At 36.0% G+C, this 23,937-nt stretch carries 18 protein-coding genes and 1 riboswitch; of the genes, 17 read left to right on the plus strand and 1 reads right to left on the minus strand.

Annotated features, from left to right (window positions below; translation table 11 throughout):
- Window positions 1-138 precede the first annotated feature (138 nt).
- The 7 genes from EKH84_RS06590 (at window position 139) to EKH84_RS06620 (ending at window position 8,510) form a co-directional block, all read left to right on the plus strand.
- Window positions 139-1,041: a carbohydrate ABC transporter permease gene (locus EKH84_RS06590; RefSeq protein ID WP_127065674.1), complete on the plus strand. Its 903-nt coding sequence runs from the start codon at window positions 139-141 to the stop codon at window positions 1,039-1,041.
- Between the two features lie 14 nt (window positions 1,042-1,055).
- Entirely contained in the window at window positions 1,056-1,874 is an 819-nt protein-coding gene (locus EKH84_RS06595; protein ID WP_127065675.1) for a carbohydrate ABC transporter permease, read from the plus strand.
- 23 nt (window positions 1,875-1,897) lie between these two features.
- Entirely contained in the window at window positions 1,898-3,151 is a 1,254-nt protein-coding gene (locus EKH84_RS06600) for an ABC transporter substrate-binding protein (protein ID WP_127065676.1), read from the plus strand.
- Between the two features lie 108 nt (window positions 3,152-3,259).
- Complete coding sequence (gene bglB, locus EKH84_RS06605) at window positions 3,260-4,363, plus strand: beta-galactosidase BglB (RefSeq protein WP_243118648.1); 1,104 nt, start codon at window positions 3,260-3,262, stop codon at window positions 4,361-4,363.
- Window positions 4,364-5,689 carry a glycoside hydrolase family 28 protein gene (locus tag EKH84_RS06610; protein ID WP_127065677.1) on the plus strand — a complete coding sequence of 442 codons (1,326 nt, stop codon included), beginning with the start codon at window positions 4,364-4,366 and terminating at the stop codon, window positions 5,687-5,689. It abuts the gene before it with no gap.
- 1 nt (window position 5,690) lies between these two features.
- Complete coding sequence (locus EKH84_RS06615) at window positions 5,691-6,860, plus strand: MFS transporter (protein WP_127065678.1); 1,170 nt, start codon at window positions 5,691-5,693, stop codon at window positions 6,858-6,860.
- A 9-nt stretch (window positions 6,861-6,869) separates the two neighbouring features.
- Window positions 6,870-8,510: a hypothetical protein gene (locus EKH84_RS06620; RefSeq protein ID WP_127065679.1), complete on the plus strand. Its 1,641-nt coding sequence runs from the start codon at window positions 6,870-6,872 to the stop codon at window positions 8,508-8,510.
- Window positions 8,511-8,541: 31 nt separating this feature from the next.
- On the opposite strand, the gene EKH84_RS06625 is transcribed toward EKH84_RS06620, so the two are convergent.
- Window positions 8,542-9,450 carry a helix-turn-helix transcriptional regulator gene (locus EKH84_RS06625; protein WP_127065680.1) on the minus strand — a complete coding sequence of 303 codons (909 nt, stop codon included), beginning with the start codon at window positions 9,448-9,450 and terminating at the stop codon, window positions 8,542-8,544.
- Between the two features lie 187 nt (window positions 9,451-9,637).
- Between EKH84_RS06625 and EKH84_RS06630 the strand changes: the two genes are divergently transcribed.
- The 10 genes from EKH84_RS06630 (at window position 9,638) to EKH84_RS06665 (ending at window position 23,910) form a co-directional block, all read left to right on the plus strand.
- On the plus strand, window positions 9,638-10,519 hold the full coding sequence (locus tag EKH84_RS06630) for an ROK family protein (protein ID WP_127065681.1): 882 nt from the start codon (window positions 9,638-9,640) through the stop codon (window positions 10,517-10,519).
- 216 nt (window positions 10,520-10,735) lie between these two features.
- Window positions 10,736-11,602, plus strand: coding sequence for a 16S rRNA (adenine(1518)-N(6)/adenine(1519)-N(6))-dimethyltransferase RsmA (gene rsmA / locus EKH84_RS06635; RefSeq protein ID WP_127065682.1), 867 nt, complete (start codon window positions 10,736-10,738; stop codon window positions 11,600-11,602).
- A 761-nt stretch (window positions 11,603-12,363) separates the two neighbouring features.
- Window positions 12,364-12,474 carry an IS66 family insertion sequence element accessory protein TnpA gene (tnpA, locus tag EKH84_RS22925; RefSeq protein ID WP_410495218.1) on the plus strand — a complete coding sequence of 37 codons (111 nt, stop codon included), beginning with the start codon at window positions 12,364-12,366 and terminating at the stop codon, window positions 12,472-12,474.
- A gap of 492 nt (window positions 12,475-12,966) precedes the next feature.
- Window positions 12,967-13,212: a phage tail protein gene (locus tag EKH84_RS06640; protein ID WP_127065683.1), complete on the plus strand. Its 246-nt coding sequence runs from the start codon at window positions 12,967-12,969 to the stop codon at window positions 13,210-13,212.
- A gap of 89 nt (window positions 13,213-13,301) precedes the next feature.
- The gene (locus EKH84_RS06645) at window positions 13,302-14,621 is read left to right on the plus strand and encodes a cadherin-like beta sandwich domain-containing protein (protein ID WP_127065684.1); all 1,320 of its coding nucleotides are present in this window, start codon (window positions 13,302-13,304) and stop codon (window positions 14,619-14,621) included.
- A gap of 188 nt (window positions 14,622-14,809) precedes the next feature.
- Complete coding sequence (locus tag EKH84_RS06650; protein ID WP_127065685.1) at window positions 14,810-20,491, plus strand: S-layer homology domain-containing protein; 5,682 nt, start codon at window positions 14,810-14,812, stop codon at window positions 20,489-20,491.
- 222 nt (window positions 20,492-20,713) lie between these two features.
- A riboswitch (cobalamin riboswitch) is annotated at window positions 20,714-20,886 on the plus strand.
- Between the two features lie 27 nt (window positions 20,887-20,913).
- The gene (locus EKH84_RS22620; RefSeq protein ID WP_256372388.1) at window positions 20,914-21,045 is read left to right on the plus strand and encodes a hypothetical protein; all 132 of its coding nucleotides are present in this window, start codon (window positions 20,914-20,916) and stop codon (window positions 21,043-21,045) included.
- A gap of 72 nt (window positions 21,046-21,117) precedes the next feature.
- A complete protein-coding gene (locus EKH84_RS06655) occupies window positions 21,118-22,119 on the plus strand; it encodes an ABC transporter substrate-binding protein (RefSeq protein ID WP_127065686.1) in 1,002 nt (333 codons plus the stop codon).
- Between the two features lies 1 nt (window position 22,120).
- Window positions 22,121-23,143 (plus strand): FecCD family ABC transporter permease, encoded by a 1,023-nt coding sequence (locus EKH84_RS06660; protein ID WP_013655695.1) that lies wholly within the window; start codon window positions 22,121-22,123, stop codon window positions 23,141-23,143.
- A complete protein-coding gene (locus EKH84_RS06665) occupies window positions 23,143-23,910 on the plus strand; it encodes an ABC transporter ATP-binding protein (protein ID WP_127065687.1) in 768 nt (255 codons plus the stop codon). Before EKH84_RS06660 ends, EKH84_RS06665 begins: the two co-directional genes overlap by 1 nt.
- The last annotated feature ends 27 nt before the right edge of the window (window positions 23,911-23,937 follow it).

Consider the following 23,937-nt stretch of genomic DNA (forward strand, 5'->3'; position numbering starts at 1 on the left):
TATATGGATATATTGACTAAATGATAAAAGCAAAATATGCAATGTTATTTCAATTAATACTAAAAAAATGCATAGCACTAGAAATATTTACTGTTTATAATTAGCTTAACATAAATAATTAACAGAGGAGGAAATAGTGTGGTAAAAACAGGGGTTTTGAAAAACAGAACACACAAAAAAAAGGACTATCTCCACAAATGGGCATTAGCCTTTTGCTTACCTAATATATTATTTTTTATTGTGTTTTTTGTGGCGCCCGCAATTGTAGGAATCTGGTATTCTTTAACTAATTTCAATGGGTTAAAACAAATGGATTTTATAGGATTAGAAAACTATATTAAATTATTTAAGGATGTAGAATTTTATAAAATCCTATGGAATACAGTGAAGTTTACAGTAGTATCAGTACCAATTGGCTATATAGCTTCGTTGGGATTAGGGCTACTACTTTCATCAGAGAAAATAAAAGGTATTTCTATACTAAGGATTTTAATTTATTGGCCTACATTGCTTTCTACCATTATGGTAGGTCTTACATGGAAATGGATATTTGGAGAGAGCTTTGGACTATTCAACTATGTTTTAGGAAGACTTGGAATGGATCCAATTGGTTGGGCAACTAATCCAACTGCTGCATTTATTACAACCATTATAGCCAGTGTATGGGCAGGATGTGGAACGAATATGCTGATTTTCATAGGAGCACTTAAACAGATTCCTGGAGAACTCAAAGAAGCAGCAGTTATTGATGGGGCAAATAGTTGGAATGTATTTAAAAGTATTACACTTCCAAGTATAAAACCAGTTTCTTTTATGGTCATTATTTTATCTATTATTACATCCTTCAAGGCATTTGCAATGGTACAGACGTTAACAAATGGTGGACCTGGTACATCAACCACCTATATGATTCAGTACATTTATAACACAGGATTTGACAAGATGAAGGTTGGTTATTCTAGTGCGGCATCTATGGTATTATTCTTTATTTTAATGGTATTGTCCATAGTACAGACTAGAATGAATAATAATAATGATTAAAGGAGAGTCAGAAAATGAAAAAAGCTAGAAAAATTTTTACATACATCTTTTCAATTGCTTTTGCGGCTATTTGGATTTTTCCTGTGCTCTGGCTGCTCATAAGTTCTTTTAAAGACGGCAGTGAACTATTTAGATATCCATTAACATTTTTACCGGAATCCCCCACATGGGAAAACTATAAAGTGGCACTTGAGCAATTCGATTTCATACGATACACAGCAAATACTGCATTTGTAACAATAATAGCTACTGTTAGTACCATTTTAATGAGCTGTATGTGCGGTTATGGACTGGCAAAGTACAAATATAAATGGATTAATATTTTGTTCTTTGCACTATTAGCTACCACCATGCTTCCAACAGAAGTTATTATGCGTCCAAGCTTCACTATTTTATATAAATTGGGACTTTATGATTCACTATGGGGATGTATTATTCCAACAGTAGGAACCATGACGGGAGTCTTTATGATGAGGCAGTTCTTCATTACAGTACCAAATGAGTTAATGGAATCTGCTAGAATCGACGGAGCAAATGAAGGAGTGATTTTTGCAAAGATTATGCTTCCTATTTGTAAATCACAGATTGCTGTATTAGCAATCCTAAGCTTTAGATGGAGATGGAATGATTATATTTGGCCACTACTTTCACTTAGAAGTCCAGAGAAGTATACATTGCAGTTAGCGTTAAGAACACTATCAGGTGCAGAAGCTGTTAACTGGACAGTATTACTTGCAGCATCAGTTCTTTCTATGATTCCAGTACTTATTGTATTTATTATATTTAATAAACAAATTATGAGTTCTAATATGTCTTCTGGAGTAAAAGGTTAAATAAAAATTGGAGGAGTGATAATATGAAGAAAAAGTTTGCAGTATTAACATTAGGCCTGGCTATGGGATTATCAACTATATTAACAGGATGCTCTGAGAAATCAGAGGGAGTAGTAGAACTAGAATTATTATTAAGTGATGATACATTAGAAGGTGGAGCCATGGCCCATATGGTTGAAAAATTCAATGAGGAATATAAAGATAAAGGAATAAAAGTAAAACTTAATGAAGTTGCATACGCAGATATTAAAACTCAACTTCAAAATAGAGCTGCTGTAAATGAGTTGCCATCATTAGTTAAGACAACCGAGCTGGTTCAATTTGCAGATTACATTCATCCATTAGAAGATTCTTCATTGAAAGCAGAAGATTTTCTTTTAGATGGTACTATTGATGGAAGATTCTATGCACCTACAATTAATACGACTGCAGTTGGTATGATTATTAACAAAACTGCCTTTGATAATGCAGGTGTTGCTTATCCACTTACAGAAGAAAAAAGATGGACATGGACTGAATTTGAAGAAGCTGTAAAAGAAGTACAAGAGAAGAATACTAACATTCAAACAGGATTTGTAATGGATCACTCTCAGCAAAGAATTAACAACTTCTTATATCAATTTGGAATGGAACTTTTTGATGCAAACGATTACAACAAACTAACATTTAGAAGTGATGCAACCAAACAAGGCTTAGACTACTTACTTAATATGTATAAAGCAGGTGGCATTTCTAAAGCATCTGTAGGTGTAGGAACAGAAAATGCACAAGATGTATTCAAAACAGGTACTGTTGCAGCTCACTATGCAGGAAGCTGGGTAATGAGTGATTATGCTCAAAATATTAAAGACTTTGAATGGGCTCCAGTACTTATGCCATATGAAACAGATAAGGCTACTAGCCTTGGTGGAAACTATTTTTATGCTATGGAAGGTACAGGTCATGAAGCAGAAGCAGTTGAGTTCCTTGAATGGTTCTTCGAAGATGAGAATTATGCAGAATATTGCAGCTTAGGTAACTACTTACCAGGTAAAAAAGGTATTGAGCCTAAATATTCAGTAGAAGGTTTAGATGTGTTTAACACAGAAATTAATGAATCTAATAGTCAATCAAGCTATGACAAAATGGTAACAACTCAATACCATGCTAATGAAACTTATGGTAATGCTGTAAGAGATGCATTAGATAAAGCTATTGCAGGAGAAATGGATAGCGAAGGTATTATGGATTACGTAATAAAGACACAGCTAGAAACTTTAACAGGTGTGTATGAATAGGACTATTATTTTAGCAGATTAGAAGTAAGGCCGTCATACGAAAAGAATTAGTTCGGTGACGGCTTTTTATGACTCAATATATATTAAGGGGAAAGGAATAGAAATATAATGTCGAATACTATGGAGAAACAAAACATTCTTAGAACAATAGACCTCTATGTGAATAGTTTTGAAAAAGTGTTATACGAGGTAGATGATATTTTTCTGAAAGGAATGGAGAATCATAATCTCGTAGGAGATGATATTGAAAAGTACAAATTTTGGGAATGGACACAGGGTGTTGGATTATTTGGATTTTGGAAGCTGTATCAACATACCCAGGATAAGCGATATTTGAAAACCCTTAATGAATACTATGATAGACAATTAAAAATTGGCTTGCCTTCAAAGAATGTCAATACCACAGCACCACTCCTAGCAATGTCCTTTTTAGCTGAGTATGAAAAGCGTGAAGACTATATGGAAATATGTAAAGAGTGGGCAGAATGGATGATAACATCTTTTCCACGTACCAAAGAAGGGGGATTTCAGCATTTAACCTCGGATACTTTAAATGAACAAGAACTATGGGATGATACACTATTTATGGCAGTCCTATTTCTAGCTAATATGGGAAGAATTCTAGATAAGAGTGAATATAAAGAAGAAGCTAAATATCAATTTTTACTTCATATAAAATATTTAACGGATCGAAAAACGGGATTATGGTTCCATGGATTCACCTTTAATGGCAATCATAATTTTGCAGAGGCATTATGGGGCAGAGGAAACTGCTGGATTACAGCGGCTATTCCAGAGTTCATTGAAATGGTAGAGTGCGAAGAAAGTGTAAAACGCTTTTTAACTGAATCATTAAAAAGCCAAGTAGATGCCTTGGTTAAGTATCAGTCAGCAGATGGTATGTGGCATACATTAGTGGACGATAAAGAGTCTTATTTAGAAGCTAGTGCAACCTGCGGATTTGCCTACGGTATATTAAAAGGGGTTCATTTAGGATTATTAGGACAGGAATATGTAGAGTATGCCAAAAAAGCTGTTGCACCTATTCTAGATTATACAGATGAAGAAGGTATTTTACATCAAGTATCATATGGTACACCAATGGGGAGAGAAGATAAGGATTTTTATAAAAACATTGAATTAAGACCAATGCCATATGGACAGGCACTAGCAATCCTATTTATGTTAGAGATATTAAAGGAGGAAAAATAGATGCAATATAATGTATTAGAATATGGAGCAATAGGCGATGGCATCACAAAGGATACACTAGCTATACAAACAGCAATTGATGAATGTACAAAAGCTGGAGGCGGCAGAGTAGTATTACCAGCTGGAGGGGTTTATAAAGCTGGATCTATTATATTAAAATCTAATGTTGAATTTCATGTGGAAAGTGGAGCTGTTTTAAAGGCCAGTGATGATTTAAATGATTATCAAGCTTTGGATCCTTTTGAAGGAGTGGAAGTAAAGAAAGAAAGTAATGTACCCTCTTATATTAATTGTGAGTATGATGGTCGTCCACGCCACTACTTTATTTATGCACAAGGCGGAGAAAATATAAGAATTACAGGATTCGGAAGTATAGATGGAAGTGAAGAAATATATCATGGACATGAGGGTCAGTATCACATAGAAGGAACATACTATCCACGTATACCAATGATTTTAATTGAAGAAGTTAAGCATTTAACGGTAAAGGACATTACACTTACTAAATGTGGCTTCTGGACTTTACATATGGCAGGTTGCTATGATGTTTTAATCGAAGGCATTCGTATTTTAAATAGCTTAAAGATGGCTAATAGCGATGGCATTGACCCAGACCACTGTGAGAATGTAAGAATTATCAATTGCCATATTGAATGTGCAGATGATTGTATTGTCTTAAAAAATACTAAAGGGTATGAAAAATATGGACCATGCAAAAATATTATCATCTCAGGCTGTACTTTGATTTCAACAAGTGCTGCCATTAAGTTTGGTACAGAAAGTGAGAGCAATTTTGAGAATATCATTATTGAAAACTGTTGTATTAGCCGTAGCAATAGAGGAATCTCTTTACAACTAAGAGACAAAGGCAATATTGAAAATGTTCAAATCTCTAATGTGACCATTGAGACCAGAAGATTTTCAGAGCAATGGTGGGGAAGAGCAGAACCTATTTATATTACTGCTATCAATAGAAAAGATGGTGTTACAGCAGGGCAGATTCGTAATGTGAGAATAAGCAATGTGAATTGTAAGAGTGAAAATGGTATATTTATTTCAGGTAGCGAAGGACATATTATCAAAGATCTGGTTTTAGAAAATATTAATGTAACTCTTGAAAAAACATCTAAATGGCCTTCTGATAGTTATGATATTAGACCATGTCAAGGTGAAGGCATTATACCATCTAAGCTTTATGGTATGTATATAGATAAGGTTGATGGTATAAAGCTTTCTAATGTAAAAGTAAATTGTAAGGAAAATATGAAAGAATTCGTGGCAGGAGAAAAGCATATTCTTCAAGTAGAGAATATGGAAACTATGTAACATGAAAGAGACCCATAAATCACGAATTTTATATGTTACCCTAGCCATTTTAATGGTTGCATTAGGTGCCAGTGATGCACTAAGAGGTATATTTGCTCCAGTTTTTCAGTCTCATTTTGGATTAAATGCTTTTCAGATTTCTATGATTATGACAGTGAGCTATGCAGGTAATTTACTTTTTCTTCTGATAGGGACAAAGTTAGCTGATCGTTATCAGAAGAAAAAGGTGTTTTTAGGTGTATTACTTTTATGGATTTTAGCAGTCGGTCTTTATTTAGTGACAGATAGTTATTGGATGCTTCTCATAGGTGTATTTATAACGATGGGAGCATCCACCTTACTAAATACCATGATTAATCTTTTAACGCCGCTATTATTCTTGTCACCAGTTATGATTGTAAATACTTTGTTTTTTGCTCAGGGTATGGGAACCAGTGCAAGCCAAGGTATACTCGGACGTTTTGCTTCTGATTTTAATTGGTGGAAGTTAACTAATGGAGTGTTACTCATACTAGGAATTATTGCTTTTTTACTCTTTTACAAAGTGGAGATTCCAGAAAAAACAGAAAGAGTTGATAAAAAAGGTAGCTCTATAAGAGAAGTAGTGAGTAATCCAGCATTTATCTATTTGTTCTTGATATTTGGCTGCTACTTTGTTGCAGAACATGGCATTATGAACTGGTTTGTTATATATAGTAAAGAACAACTTGGGTTAGTTGAAGGACAAGCTTCCTTATATTTATCTTTGTTTTTCGGTGGCATAACAATAGGACGGTTTATTTTTGCACCAGTTGTTCAAAAACTAGGGACCATAAAAAGTATTAAGTATTTTGGCGTAGTAGGGGTTATTTTCTACATAGGGGCAGTTGCTTTTGGAATCAAAGGAACACTTTTCTTATTAGGATTATCTGGTTTGTTTTTGTCTGTTATTTATCCTACCTTGGTACTTTCTGTACAGGGATTTTATCCAGAGGATTGTGTGGCTTCAGCAACTGGAACCATTATAAGCCTAGCCACTCTGTTTGATATTGTATTTAATGTAGTTTTTGGAAAAACTATCGATTTATTTGGATATCGTATTGGATTTATGATATTACCTATTAGTTTACTTTGTTTCTTTGGAATCTTTTTGATTTTTATTAATAAAGTAAAGATGAAACGTTATATTTAGGAGGAAATGATGTTAGCTCATTATTGGAAGATACTAAAGGATACTGAAAAAAGGGTAGAACATAGTTTAAGATCACAAGTGTTAGCAGAAGGTCCTACACAAGGGGGCTTTGTAGATAAAAAAGGATTGATACATGGGAAACACGCCATTTATTGTGCTACGACAGCCATTGCGGCCTATTGTAATAGTGATTCTGTTTATTATAAAGAGCACCGTGTTTATCAGATGATTAATCTAGCATTAGATTATGTCATTAGGGTTCAACATGATAATGGGCTTTTTGATTTAATTAGTTGTAATTTCTTCTCTGCACCAGATACAGCATTTTGTATTAAAAGATTTCTACCCTGCTTAAAGTACTTAGAAAAACAGAGAGAAACACAAGAAGAAGAGCATATTTACCAAACTATAAAAGGTATTGTAAGAAAAGGTGCTGAAGGCTTAAAAATAGGTGGTTTTCATACACCTAATCATCGCTGGGCTATTGCTTCTAATTTAATGGAGTGTGGCAAATATTTTGATGATGAAGAAATGATTTTATGCGCCAATCAGTATCTTAATGAAGGTATTGACTGTAATGAAGATGGAGAGTTCGCTGAAAAGTCATCTGGTAATTACAATAGGATTAATAATGATGCCATGATAACGTTAGGCGATATAACAGGTGAAGAAAGATTTTATGAGTATGCTGTCAAAAATCTAGAAATGATGCTTACTTACATAGAGCCTAATGGCAGCATTTTTACTGCCAATTCTACAAGGCAGGATAATGGTGCATTGGTTTTCCCAAAGGATTACTATATGGAATATTTGGATATGGGATATCGAAGAAATATACCAGAGTATCTAGATATGGCAAACTATATTTTTAAAATCATTGAAGAAAAGGGTATTACTGCACCAGATCATCTGATTCATATGATGAATCGCCCAGAACTAAAGATGCTAGAGCATGAAGGCATACGTAATGTATTAGATTTTTCTAGACTCTATCAAGAGTCAGGGATACTTAGAGTACGCCATGGAGAATATAGCTATACATTAATGGCTCAAAAGTCAGGCTTCCTGCACTTTAGTAATCAGACAATACATATGGAAATGAAGCTTGGTGGCAGCTTTTTCGAACATAGAGGCTTTATTCCAGAAGTACTAGAAAAAACAGATACAGGACATTGTTTAGAACAAGTCATGAAAGGCTGGTACTATTTACCCTTTAAAGAAAAGCCAGCTACTAGTGATTGGTGGAAGATGGACAATGAGAGACGTGAAACATTTGAAGGACCACAAATGAAACTTAAAGTTCAGGTGGAAGAAGAGCAAGACGGTATAAATGTTCATATACAAGCTTCTGGGGTTGAAGGAGCACCCTTCCGTGTAGAAATAGCAGTATCAGGAGCAGACCTGCTTTGGAATGAGCAATTTACTGTACAAGCAGCACTAGGTAATAGCATGATATTAAAACAGGGAAATGTAGTATTTTCTAATAGCAGTGATAGTTTAGAAATAGGACCAGGTTTTGGAACACATCTATTTACCAATGGAAAATTTGGAAGCGAAGAGCAATCAAAATATGCTTTTACCCTCTATTTAACGGAGTATACGGAATTTGATAAGGTTATTAAAATTAGAAGCGGAAAGAAAGTGGTATAGTTAAAAAAGCAGACCTTAACGGTCTGCTTTTTTAGGACTCTGGTTTCCAAGATATACCGGTTTTTCGAAACTCTGAAGGAGAAACCTGGCACTCACGTCGGAAAATACGATTAAACTGAGAAAAGCTTTGAAATCCGCATCTTTGAGCTATTTCAGTGATAGAGAAATCAGTGTTTTGAAGCAGATATTTGGCATTTTGAATTCTACTAATTTGTATATAGTGTGTTAAGGTAAAGTTAGTTACTTCTTTAAATTGGTGGGATAAGTAACATGGACTTAAGAAAAATTGTTTGGCCAAAGATGCTAGTGATAAGTCCTCATGATAATGATTATGGATGTAGAAGGCAATATCATAAATTTTCATGTCTTTTGGTGAACAGGTATTATGAGGAATATAAATATTCTCATCTCTAGCATGGACTAGATCATAAAGAAAGTTTATAAATTTCATATGTATAATCATTTGGCTTGTAGGGTCAGCTTCATAGGAAGTACTTTTGGTCAATGTAAATATATCATCAATAGGGGCAAATAGCCTTTTTCTGGTATGAGGTTCAAATCGAAAAATAGGTACTTCTTCCTCAAAAATATTAAGAAGCGGTTTATAATATTCAAGCTCATTAAACGTATCATCAGGGAGTATAAAATTAACAATTAAGCGTTTGCTAGGCTCCCCTTCTGGATAAATAGACTTGTGAAGAACAGAAGGTGGTAAAAGAACTAGGTCTCCAGCAACAATATCATAAGGAATACCTTTAATTAAATGCTGAGCTTGAGGGCTAAGAAGAATCATGATTTCATAGAAAGCATGATAGTGCTGAAATTCCATATTAATATCAAATGAACGTTCACCATAATCAAAATAGTAGTGGCATTGAAGCATATCGTTCATCGTAATGAAGTGATCACGTTCATAGTGTAATAAATAGTTTTTTGCCATTGAGAGACTCCTTATGTAGAGAATGAAGAGGTTGTTATAAAAATAAAGCTTGATATTTTTTAATTACATAACTGATAGAGATAATTTTAATTATAGTTTAACCTAGAATATATCATAGAGCAACAATAAGAAAAGTATATAGGTGGCTAAAAGCCTATTAAACTAATAGATGAAGGAGATGAATAGAATGATATTTGGAGCATTAGAGGCAGGCGGTACTAAGATGGTGTGTGCCATAGGAAATGAAGAGGGGAAAATTATTGAGAGAATTTCTATTCCTACGACAACACCAGGGGAAATCATGCCAAAATTGATTGAGTTTTTTAAAGGAAAAGAGCTTAGTGCTTTAGGGATTGGATGCTTTGGACCAATAGATGTCAATCATAGTTCAAAAACATATGGGTATATCACAAGTACACCAAAGCTTGCATGGAGAAACTTTGATATTGTAGGCGTATTTAAGGAGGCACTTAATATACCTGTTGGTTTCGACACCGATGTGAATGGTTCTTTATTAGGTGAAGCTACATGGGGATGTGCAAAAGGATTAACAGATGCACTGTATTTAACAGTAGGAACTGGTGTGGGTGCTGGTATTATGATAAATGGAAAGCTTTTACATGGTATGCTACACCCAGAGGCAGGTCATATCCCTGTAAAGCCAGAAATAAATGATGTTTATACTGGAAAGTGCCCTTATCATGGAACCTGCTTAGAGGGAGTGGCCTCAGGTCCAGCTATTGAAGAAAGATGGGGAAAAAAAGCTTATGAGCTTACTGAGCGTGCAGAAGTCTGGGAACTCGAGAGTAGCTACTTAGCACAAGCTTTAACTAGCTATATGATGATCTTAAGTCCACAGAAGATTATTTTAGGTGGAGGCGTTATGAATCAGAAACAACTGTTCCCACTTATTAGGCATAAGGTGAAGGCTTTAGTTAATGATTATATTCAAACAAAAGAATTTGAAAAAATGGATGAATACATTGTACCTGCATCATTAAATGATGATCAGGGAATCAAAGGCTGCATTAAATTAGCGATGAATGCATTAGATGAATTAAATCTATAGATACTAAAAGTTTAATAGAAAAATTAATGGCTTAGCAAGATGAAAATAGTGCTAAGCTTTTTTTACTTTGATTATGTCATAATATTGACAATTTGAGTTAAAGATAGAATTAAGAAAAATTATATCTTGAAAGTTTTAGAAGAGGCAATTACTTTAATACTAAAGAAAAATATGCTATGATAAGGCAATGAACAATTTTAAGGAGCGACTAACACTATGCAAAAGATAGCAACAGTGGAAGGCACCAAGGCAGTTATTAGTAAATACCCTTTTGCTTTTCAAAAGAAATTCGGACAAAACTTTTTAATAGACCCACATGTACTTGATAAAATTATTAGAGCCGCAGATATTACAGAGGAAGATTGCGTCATTGAGATTGGCCCAGGTATTGGTTGTGTGACACAGGCCTTACTTGAGCATGCAGGGAAAGTTATTTCCATTGAAATTGATGATCAGCTCATTCCTATTTTAACGGAGCAATTTGGAGCAGAGCCTCACTTTAAACTGATTCATAAAGATGTGCTGAAGGTAGACTTAGCCAAACTCATAGCAGAAGAGTCACCTCATAAAAGAGTTAAAGTAGTAGCAAATTTACCATACTACATTACAACGCCTATTATTATGACTTTACTTGAAAATGAGTTACCTATCGAAAGTATTACCGTTATGGTTCAAAAAGAAGTAGCAGATAGACTTTCTTCTAAACCAAGTACGAAGCAATACGGCGCTATTTCAGTAGCCGTTAATTATTTCTCTGAGCCATACTTAGTGGCTAATGTGCCAAGAAACTGCTTTATGCCTAGACCTAATGTAGACTCAGCAGTTATTAAATTAACCGTACATGAAGAGCCACCAGTAAAGGTGAATAATGTGAAACAAATGTTTCGTATTATAAAAGCAGCGTTCTTGCTGAGAAGAAAAACATTACTTAATACCTTAGCAGCGCACGGAGAATTAGGCCTAGATAAAGATAAGCTTAAAGAGATTTTAGATGAAAGTGGTATAGGCGCTCAAACAAGAGGGGAAACCTTATCCATTGAAGAGTTTGCAAGACTTTCAGATTATATTGATGAACATCGATAAGAATTAAGAATTAAGGGTTGAGAATTAAGAAGGCAAAAGACGGATTAATACACATGAAATAGGGTATTAATCCGTCTTTGTTATAAATATAAGCTAAGACATAGCAAAAGCCCATCTTTCTAGTAAATAACTGAAAAGATGGGCTTTTGTTTGCCAGCCACTTCGTTTTGACCTTTATACCTATGCTTTAGCTCTAAACGGGCATAGCAGCAGCTCCTCAGCACAGCTTGCATGTACAGAGACTAAGGACATAAGTATGAAAGTCAAACCGAAGAGTGAGGAGCTCCTAAAAGTCATAGCCGGTGCACCCTTCGTGATGAGGAAGCTAAGGCTTTAAGACTCTGGTTTTAACTTTATTTAGGGTACTGTTAGATGTAAAGCATGGGCAAATAACTTATAAGAAGCGCCTCCCTTGCAGCGCATCAGTGAACATTTTCCTTAAGTCCAGAGGTACCTATAACAATAGATTGAGACTTGGCTGACCCGGTCAGTTCCTCAGATTGAAGCTGTGGTGATTCTGCTATGGGAAGTTATTTGTTTTATCTTTACACTATACTATATGTGATGAGCAAGCTGATTCCCTAAAAATTTTATTAAAAAAATTTCGTCGATGTTCAATAGTGTAAAAATCCCTAGGAGATTGACCAACAGTAAAATAACGTATTGAAAGCGAGAATAACACCTTATCCTCCTATCCCGTCAACCTCATGTCATAAAAAATATACCTCTATACATTAATGATGTATGGAGGTATATTTTTTATGACAATGATATCCAGGGAAGAACAATGGCATAAGCGCATTGATGAATATACAAGTAGTGGATTTAGTATTCAAGAGTGGTGTAAGGTAAACACTATTTCATCAGACTAGTATCACTACTAGAAGAGAAAGTTAAACATATGTATTTACATGCATGCAACATACAATGTTTTACATTTGTAATAAAATTTTAAATATTTTACATAAAAATGTTTAAAAAATTTTTAGAATATTATATAATTTAAATGGCTTTTTAGTCACTACTTATACAAAAATAAAATCACCTTCATTAATCAGCGCTTTTGTTATTGCTTTCATAGAACCTATATTATGCTTTTGAGTCATACTAATATAAGATATCATGGTCATAAAACTTTTGTTACCTTCTTCAGTTCTAAAGCATCCTGTCACCTTGTTTTAACTTTTATTATCCGCACATCTTTTTCACTTTATTATGATTAAAATGACATCAAAGCTTTTACCCACCTAGAAGTTAGGTATATCAGAATATTTAAATGATTGCAGGAACAATTGTCCTCAAATTGCAGTTAATTATTTAAGTAACAAGATTTAATATAAATATAAATTTTAGGAGGTAGGATTATGGATTATTTATTAGGCGAAATTACACTGTTTCCCTATACCTTTGCACCAATGGGTTGGATGTCTTGTGAAGGGCAAATCTTAAACATTGCACAAAATCAGGCTTTATATTCATTAATTGGAAATACATATGGTGGGAATGCAGCGCAGGGGACATTTGCATTACCAAACTTGAAAGGTGCAGAGCCATTGCCAAACATGAAGTACTATATTGCAACAGAAGGGATTTATCCACAAAGACAGTAATGGCTATATTGAATCATTAATAACATTTGTCTTCAAGGTCAATTATCAAAATACGGAAAGTATTTTGATGGAGAAAGGATGGAAAGAATATGGCAGATCCTAATATTGCTTTAAATAAAGCTGCTGGAGCAAGTAGCTACGTATTACCTTATTCGCCTTCAAGAGCGGTTGACGGCACATTACAGCCCACAAGCAGATGGCTGTGTAATACCGTTCCAGCTTATATGACTGTTGATTTGGGTGCCACATTTGTTATTACAGCATGGACTGTAAGACATATGGGTACGGCAGGTTGGGCAACTCCTGATTATAATATGTGTGATTATTCACTTCAAGGAAGCAATAATAATGCAAACTGGGTAGTGATAGACTCTGTTGTGAATAATACAGCAGCTATAACCTCAAGAAGCATAGTGGGGGCTTATAGATATGTAAAGTTAAATGTAACCAAAGGTCTAAGAGTAAATCCTCAATATGCTTCTCTTATGGATCTTGAAATTAATGGTCATCCACCTAATGCAAACCTGTCGTCATTAGCAATTAGCAGTGGTTCGCTTACACCCACATTTAATCCTGCTGTTTTAGCGTATACGACTGCAAATGTGCCCTACGGTACATCAAGTATTACTGTTTCTGCAGCGGCAGCAGATGCTACGTCAACTATAATAGTGAATGGCACAGTAATGACAGGCGGACAAAGTACAGTCAATCTAAATGTTGGAGCCAATACCATAAACGTATTGGTAAAGGCTTTAGATGGTGTGACTACCAAGAATTATACTATTATAGTAGAAAGAGAACAGGGAGCTATCATAAGTAATCTAGTAATCAGTAGCGGAGCACTTAATCCAACCTTCTCAAGCAATCATTTAAATTATACCACTCAAAATGTGGTCTATGATATCAAGAGTGTCACAGTGACACCTGCTACAAATATTGCAGGCTGCGCAATAAAGGTAAATGGAAATACTGCAACTAGTAATCAGCCTTCAACGGTCAATCTAAATGTAGGTAGCAATACGATAAATATTGCTGTCACAAATGGTGCTGCTTCACAAACGTATACCATAACAGTGGTAAGAGAGAACAGTCTGTATTTAGATAGGGTTAATTTAGCATATACTGGAAACAGATTTACATATAGTGATGTTGCTCACATGAATCAAGCAACATTTAACTATACCGCAGTAGTAAGTTTAAAAGCCAGTAGCGTTGTTATTATGCCAATTGCTGAAGATAATGGAGCATCAGTTACAATAACTAGTAATGGTAGTAGTCAAACTGTAGCAAGTAGTGTGGCTTCCTCTGCTATTTCTTTGCCAAATGCAGTTAACACCATTTCATTGGTAGTTTCAAAATCAGGAGCTATAGGGACTAAAAATTATACATTAAGTATAAATAGGGTTTAATTTTATGACGTGCTTCTAAAGTTAATATCTAAGCATATTGAATACTTTATTTAATGTGCTTAGATATTTTAATGTTCATAATGAAAAGATATTACAATAAGCAGTAGTATATTTTTTTGGATTTTTTAATATAATCTATCGATATATGAAAGTAACTTAGCTGGCATAAAGAAAAAGGGAGGATTTAAATGGAATCTAGGATAATAAGAATTATAATATCCGTTATACTTATTGGTAGTATGCTAATAACAAATCCAGTAAGTATTTTTGCTGCAGATATGGTTGAAGATTTTGAGGGATGGGGATTTATAGACGGGACTCCTGCATTAAGTGGAGGGGTATATACATACAATAATTGGAGATTTATTGCAAAGATAGATGGTGCTGCTGCTAACGATGGAGCTATAGAGAAATGGACAGGACCAGCAGGGCTTTCAATATCTACTGGATATGGCCAGGTGGATGAACTACATATTTTAAATAGTAACGGAGATGAGTTTAATTTTGGCGGATTTAATTTTACGGGTTCATCTATACATAGTATGTTTGTAACTGGTTGGAGAGACGGTATACAGGTTACTGAGAAACAGTTTATCAATTATTCTGACACAACTGCAGATGAGTATTTTGATATGCGTAGCAAAGACAGTGAGTTTAAGAATGTCGATGAAATTAGAATATGCGGGGCTGACCTGGGTGGAGGAAATCTTGATATAATCTCAGGATATTTAGAATCGCTTACGTATGATGTTACTCCCGTAGATGAAGTTCCACCAATCATATTGGGTTTAACAATGACTTCAGATAATGCAAATGTAACAACAGTAGCAAAGGTAGGAGATCAAATTACACTAAGCATAACAACCAATGAAAATATTCAAAGTCCAACTGTAACAATTGCTGGGCAGACTGCTATTGTTAACGATGCTGGTGATGGTGATGCGAAGACCTGGAAGGCTACCTATATAATGCAAGAATCAGATACAGAGGGGACAATACCATTCACACTTAATTTTAAGGATATAGTAAACAATGAGGCAATGCAAATGACAGCAGTAACAGCAGGAAGTCCGATCATTTTTGATAAGACAGCACCAACAGCACCAACAGCGGTTACAGTAACACCTATAGGTGGAACGGTTATTGCAAATAGTTTAAATAAGTCAAATACAAACATGACTGCAATAGCGACAATTACTGCGGCTGATGTAACAGGTGGTAAGGCAGAACTTTATCTATCAGATACACTGATTGCATCTGATACGTCAATCACATCAGGAGATACACAGGTCACCTTTAATTTAGGAACAAACAACAATGCTGAGTTGCAGGCGGCAGTTGCATTAGGTGGAATTGTAAGTGTAAAGCTCTACGATATGGCCGGAAATACTTCAATAAGTTCTATAAGCAATCCTACCCTGACTGTTGACTATATATCTGAGATTCCAGCACCTCCCACAGCAATAGTACAACCAATAACAGGAACATTGGAGGTAGGAGAAACACTGACAGGTCACTATACTTACAGTGATGTAAATGGTGATTTAGAAGGAACTAGTATTTATAAATGGTATAGCTCAGATAATATGGCAGGATTAAATAAAACAGTAATAGCAGGAGCAATAACCAAAACCTATGTGCTTACGAGTACAGATATAGGTAAATATATTAGTTTTGAAGTGACACCAGTAGCAGCAACTGGAATAGCACAGGGCATTGCAGTTGAAAGTGCTAGAACAGGACCAGTCGTTTTAGCTGAAGCAGTACCTACAGCTACAGTGAAAGCTATTACAGGAATACTGCAAGTTGGAGAGACTTTGACAGGTAACTATACCTACAGTGATGTAAATGGTGATTTAGAGGGAGCCAGTACATACAAGTGGTACAGAGCAGATAACTCAGCAGGATTTAATAAAACTGAGATAGCAGGAGCAAACGCTAAAACATATGTGCTTCAGAGTGCAGATGAAGGAAAATATATAAGCTTTGAGGTGACACCCGTAGCTTTAACCGGAATAGCACAGGGAACAGCAGTATTGAGTGCATGGGCAGGAATAATAGTACCTGCTGAAGCACCTCCTACAGCAACAGTACAGGCAATAACAGGAACACTACAGGTGGGAGAAACACTAACAGGTCACTATACTTACGGTGATGTCAATGGAGATTTAGAAGGAGCAAGCATTTATAAATGGTATAGAGCAGATAATGCATCAGGGCTTAACAAAGATCAGATAGTAGGATCAACAGGTATAACCTATGTACTTACCAGTGCAGATATAGGTAAATATATAAGCTTTGAGGTAATACCAGTAGCAACAACTGGAATTGCTCAAGGTATTGTAGTAGAGAGTGTGAGAACAGGACCGATAGTAGTAGCTCAAGTAGCACCTACAGCAACAGTGCAGGCTATAACAGGAACACTGCAGGTAGGAGAAACACTAACAGGTCACTATACTTACAGTGATGTCAATGGTGATTTAGAAGGAACTAGTATTTATAAATGGTACAGAGCAGATAATGTATCAGGACTTAACAAAGCTGAGATAGCAGGAGCAACAACCAAAACCTATGTGCTTACGAGTGCAGATATAGGTAAATATATTAGTTTTGAAGTGACACCAGTAGCAGCAACTGGAATAGCACAGGGCATTGCAGTTGAGAGTGCATGGGTAGGACCAGTAGTAGTAGCTCAAGTAGCACCTACAGCAATAGTGCAGGCTATAACAGGAACACTACAGGTAGGAGAGTCTTTGACAGGAAACTATACCTATAGTGATGTAAATGGTGATTTAGAGGGAACAAGCACTTATAAATGGTACAGAGCAGATAGTTCATCAGGACTTAATAAAACTGAGATAGCAGGAGCGAACGCTAAAACATATGTGCTTCAGAGTGCAGATGAAGGAAAATATATAAGCTTTGAGGTGACACCCGTAGCTTTAACCGGAATAGCACAGGGAACAGCAGTATTGAGTGCATGGGCAGGAGTAATAGTACCTGCTGAAGCACCTCCTACAGCAACAGTACAGGCAATAACAGGAACACTACAGGTGGGAGAGTCTTTGATAGGAAACTATACCTACAGTGATGTAAATGGCGATTTAGAGGGAGCAAGCACTTACAAATGGTATAGAGCAGATAATATGGCAGGACTAAATAAAATAGTAATAGCAGGAGCCACAACGAAAACATATGTGCTTACTAGTGGAGATATAGGTAAATACATAAGTTTTGAAGTAACGCCAGTAGCAGCAACTGGAATTGCTCAAGGAATTGCAGTTGAGAGTGGGATAACAGGACCAATCGTTTTAGCTGAAGTAACACCTACAGTAACAGTGCAGCCAATCACAGGAACATTACAAGTAGGAGAAACACTTACAGGTCACTATACTTACAGTGATATCAATGGAGATTTAGAAGGAATAAGTACTTATAAGTGGTATAGAGCAGATAATTCATCAGGACTTAATAAAACTGAGATAGTAGGAGCAACAGGTATAACATATGTACTTACTAGCTCAGATGAAGGAAAATATATAAGCTTTGAAGTAATACCAGTGGCAACAACTGGAATTGCTAAAGGCATTGCAGTAGAGAGCGCATGGATAGGACCAGTAGCATTAGCTCAAGTAGCACCTACAGCAGCAGTGCAGCCTATAACAGGAACACTTCAGGTAGGAGAAACACTTACAGGTCACTATATTTATAGTGATGTCAATGGAGATGAACAAGGAGCTAGCACATATAAATGGTACAGAGCAGATAGTGCATCAGGACTAAATAAAACAGTAATAGCAGGAGCAAATGCAACAACCTATGTACTTACTAGTGGAGATGCAGGAAAGTATATAAGTTTTGAAGTAATACCAGTGGCAACAACTGGAATTGCTAAAGGCATTGCAGTAGAGAGCGCATGGATAGGACCAGTAGTATTAGCTCAAGTAGCGCCTACAGCAGCAGTGCAGCCTATAACAGGAACACTTCAGGTAGGAGAAACACTTACAGGTCACTATATTTATAGTGATGTCAATGGAGATGAACAAGGAGCTAGCACATATAAATGGTACAGAGCAGATAGTGCATCAGGACTAAATAAAACAGTAATAGCAGGAGCAAATGCAACAACCTATGTACTTACTAGTGGAGATGCAGGAAAGTATATATGTTTTGAAGTAACACCAGTAGCAACAACTGGAGTTGCTCAAGGTATTGCAGTAGAGAGCGCATGGATAGGACCAGTAGCATTAGCTCAAGTAGCGCCTACAGCAGCAGTGCAGCCTATAACAGGAACACTTCAGGTAGGAGAAACACTTACAGGTCACTATACTTATAGTGATGTCAACGGAGATGAACAAGGAGCCAGCACCTATAAATGGTACAGAGCAGATAATGCATCAGGACTTAACAAGACTGCGATAGCAGGAGCAATAGGTATCACCTATGTACTTACTAGTTCAGATGAAGAAAAATATATCAGCTTTGAAGTAATCCCAGTAGCAGCAACTGGAATAGCACAGGGGACAGCAGTAGAAAGTGTAAGAACAGGTGTTGTAGGAAAGAAATCAGGACAAAGTGGTGGTGGTGGTGGTTCATATTCTCCTAAGGCAGTCATTACTCCAACTATTGAAATATTGATTAACAATGATAAAGTGAACTATGCAACCTCTGAAATTGAAGTGGAAAATGGCAGAAAGAAAACAACCATTCAACTAGATGATGAAAAGCTTACTGCCAAGCTAAATACAGAAAATGTTGGGAGCACGATTATAATTCCTGTATATAACAACTCAGATATTGTAATAGGACAGCTCAACAGTCAAACGGTTAAGAACATGCAAGATAAAGCTGCAACCCTTGAGATTAAAACAGAGAATATTAGTTATACGCTACCTGCAGCAGCTATTAATATAGGTAGCATTTCAGAAAAAATAGGTAGTCAGGTTCAGTTAAAAGATATCAAAGTAAACATTAGTGTTTCAAATTCATCAAAAGAAACAATAACGAAGGTTGAAACCAGTGCTAAAATGAATAACTTCCAGCTAGTAGTACATCCTACGGACTTTGAAATAACTTGCACAAACGGTAGCAAAACGGTTGAGGTATCTCAGTTTAACCATTACGTAGAAAGAACAGTGCTTTTACCAAAGGGAGTTGATACGAATCAAATAACGACAGGGGTAGTATTTAACAAAGATGGCACTTTCACACATGTTTCTACCATAGTCAAGTATGTTGATGAAAGATATTATGCAAAGATCAACAGCCTTACTAACAGTACCTATACAGTTATTTGGAATCCGGTAACATTTAAGGATGTAGAAAAACACTGGGCAAAGGATTATGTGAATGATGTTGGTTCAAGACTAATTGATGATGGTGTGGGTAATGGGAATTTTGCTCCAAACAGAGCGATAACAAGAGCAGAATTTGCTTCAATGATAGTCAAAGCACTTGGACTAAAAGGAACAAATTCCTCAGAAAAGTTTGGTGATGTTCACAAAGAGGATTCCTATTATGATTATATTTATACTGCCTATGAGTATGGCATACTTAATGGTTATTCAAATGGAAATTTTGGATCACAAGACTTAATTACCAGAGAGCAAGCAATGACAATGCTTGCGAAAGCCATGAAGATAGCAGGTATGAATGTAACAGTATCTGATACGGATGTGAGTAATCAACTTAAGTTATTTAAGGATGCTGAGAGTATTTCATTATACGCAAGACAGGCAGCTACAATCTGCATAGAGAATGGTATTTTTACAGGAGATAATAAGGGAAGGCTTACTCCACAAGATAACTTAACAAGAGCAGAAAGTGCAACTATTATTATCAAGCTTTTGAAGAAGGCTGAATTAATCTAAGATGCTAGTTGTTAGAGTTTGTAGAATGGTTAAGGATATGATTTGAAAATAATCAAATCAAAGAGTGCCTTCCGTATAGCGGCATCATAGAAAGGTGTTAAGTGCCAAGGGGCAAATCTCATTAAATAGTATAAAAATAATCATAGCTTCATAAGAATAGTAGTAGAGACTGAAGCTTGACAGCATTAAAATAGTATGACATGATAATACAGAAATAATACAAATGAATAAAGCATAGAAGGTGTCCGTAAGGACTTAATAGGGAAAGTTAAGAACTGCAGCCCCCGCTACTGTTAATAGGGACGAAGGCAAAAGCCACTGTAAACCAAGGTTTATGGGAAGGCGCCGGAGGAAGAACTATGAGCCAGGAGACCTGCCTTGTATGTGTGAGAAAGTATTCTTTCGGAGGGAGAGAATAGTACGTGAAACTATCAAAAATAGTTGATGGTGCTATTAATGCTGCCCTAAGAAATCTTGGGCAGCTATTTTATTTTGCCGAAAAATTTTTCAAAGAAAAGCAGGCAGAGATAAAGGGAACTTTTGTCAAAGTATAAGTGATTAAAAGGGCTCTAAGAAAAGAAGATGAGAAAAGGGATTCTTCTAAAAAATAGCATAGGAGGCTAAAAATGAGAAGTAAGAAAGCACTTAAAGGAAAAGTCATTAGTTTATTATTAGTAACCTTTTTAATGGGCTTATTATTAGTAGGCTGTGGCAGTAAAAATCAAGGGGACCAAACAGCTCCAAGTACATCACCAGAAGTCTCAGCAGAAGCCACAAGTCAGCCAGAGCAAACTGCAGATGAAGCATTTAACGTGACCATTACTGATTCTACAGGAACAGAAATTACTTTAACGAAGAAACCAGAGAGAATCGTTTCTTTAGCACCAAGTACAACAGAAATTCTTTGTGCTTTAGGTTTAGAAGATAAAATGGTAGGTCGTACAAAATACTGCAACTATCCAGAAAGCATTACAGCACTTCCAGAAATAGGGGGTACTTCTAACCCTAATGTAGAAGCAATCGTAGATTTAAATCCAGACCTAGTAGTAGGTGCAACTCACGTATCAGAAGAAGTCATTGGTAAATTAAGAGAAGTAGGGATTAATGTGGCTTTCCTTAATGAACAAGAAAACTTTGAAGGAACCTACTCTGCTATTGAAAAAGTAGGTATGCTTACAGGTACAGATGAAAAAGCAGCAGAGGTAGTTGCTGAAATGAAACAAAAAGTAGCTGACTTAGAAATAGCTCTTAAAGGAATTAACTTAACTGAACTCCCAAAAGTATATTATGCAACAGGCTTTGGTGAAAGTGATTACGGTGCAGGTGGAGATACTTTCATTGGTGAAATCATTCATTTAGCAGGTGCTACAAATATTGCCCAGGATATCTCAGGTTGGTCTATTAGCAAAGAGCAAATCGCTGATGGTGACCCAGATATAATTATTGTACCATCAGGCGTAAATATGGCTGCTGACATGGCAACAACTGATTTCTATAAGGATTTAAGAGCTGTGAAAGAAGGCAAAGTTTATGAAATAGACGGAGATAGTATTTCAAGACAAGGCCCTAGAGTAGCAGATGCCCTCGTAGAGATGGCGCAAAAAATTCATCCAGAACTTGCAAAATAAGATGAAACATAAAAAGGCGTTAATAGGAAATATAAGCTATTTATATTTCCTATTAACTTTATGTCTGATTTTATTTGCGTGTATCTCCGTGATTATAGGTGTTGCTGATATTACTGTAGGTGACATCATCAATATTATTGGCGCTAAGTTAAAGCTAGTTCCTCTTAGTGAATCTATTTCCAAGGGACAAGAAACCATTGTGTGGAATCTAAGAATCCCAAGAATTTTAATGGCACTACTTACAGGCATTAATCTAGCCATAACTGGCGCTGTTTACCAATCCCTTTTTAGAAATGATATGGCAGACCCTTATATGTTAGGCGTTTCTTCAGGGGCTTCTTTAGGTGCGGCTATGGGTTTTATATTAGGAGGGTTTTTACCTGTTTGGGCTTTTGTAGGTGCTATGCTTGCTAATGGTTTAGTCATTAGCTTATCAGGCATTAAAGGAAAAGTATCACCTATTAGGCTGCTGCTCTCAGGTCTTGCTATTAACTATTTCTTTTCTGCCCTCTTATCTTATATACGAATTCAAAGCGAAGATAAGCAGTTAGCCGTATTTGTATGGGGGATGGGTTCTCTAAATGCAGCTTCTTATAAGCGAGTTGGTATTCTACTAGCTATTACTGTGCCTATTCTATGCTTATTTTTTGTTTATCGTAAAGAGCTCAATTTACTTTTAATGGGAGAAGAAGCGGCTAAAGCAATGGGGGTAGACGTAAGCAAAGTGAGGAAAAGGCTTTTAGTAGCCAGCAGTATTTTAATTGCCACTAATGTGGCTTTTACAGGGACTATTGGTTTTGTGGGACTTATTATTCCCCATATGGTGAGGTTGTTATTTGGCTCTAATTATAAGCGTACCTTACCATTGTGTGGCTTTTTCGGGATGTACTTCGTCCTCTTTTGTGATGACTTAGCAAGGGCAGTGTCTAGTAAAGGGGAAGTGCCATTAGGTATTGTGACTGCTTTATTCGGAGCACCTTATTTTATGTATTTGATTTATAAAGAGCGCAGGAGGGAAAGCTAGTGATTTGTATTCGAAACTTAAGCTATGAAAAAAGTCATAAGACAATCTTAAACAGTATTTCCTTCCAGTTTGAAGAAGGCAAAACCTATGGGATTATTGGACCTAATGGCGCAGGAAAAAGTACCCTCCTTAAGCATATGATGAACCTCATCGTGCCACCTAAAAATACGATTTTTTATGGGGATAAAGATATAAGAAGCTTTCATGTCAAGGATTATGCTAAAAAGGTGAGCTTTGTTTTTCAAGAAAATACAAGGCAAGTGGACTTTAGCGTCTATGAAATGCTATTAATGGGAAAATACACAGAAATGGATCTATGGGGAAACCTTTCTAAGGAAGTTGAGGAGGAAGTTGTAGAGCTTTTAAAGGAACTACAGATTTTGCACCTTAAAGACCAGCCTATTAATACCTTAAGTGGAGGCGAAGCACAAAAGGTGTTTATTGGTAGGGCATTACTTCAAAATACCCCACTTTTATTATTAGATGAGCCCACCTCTATGTTAGATATGCATAATAGCATTGAGCTGATGCATTGCATCGAAAGGCTCAAAGCAAAGCGTCATTTAACGATTGTCATGGTGCTCCATGACCTTAATCTAGCTCTCCAAAGCTGTCAGGAGTTACTACTTATGGAAGAGGGAAAGATTATTATGTCAGGTACACCACAAGAAATGGTGCAAGGCATAGAATTACAGCGTGTCTATCATCAAAAATTGCATCTCATAGAAGAAGCAGGGCAAAGCTATATTGTACCGCGTTTATTTTAAGCTAAAGGAGCTAATAATATTAGAGGC

Origin of the sequence: Cellulosilyticum sp. WCF-2, assembly GCF_003990395.1 — a bacterium.
Classification (GTDB): Bacteria; Bacillota; Clostridia; order Lachnospirales; family Cellulosilyticaceae; genus Cellulosilyticum; species Cellulosilyticum lentocellum.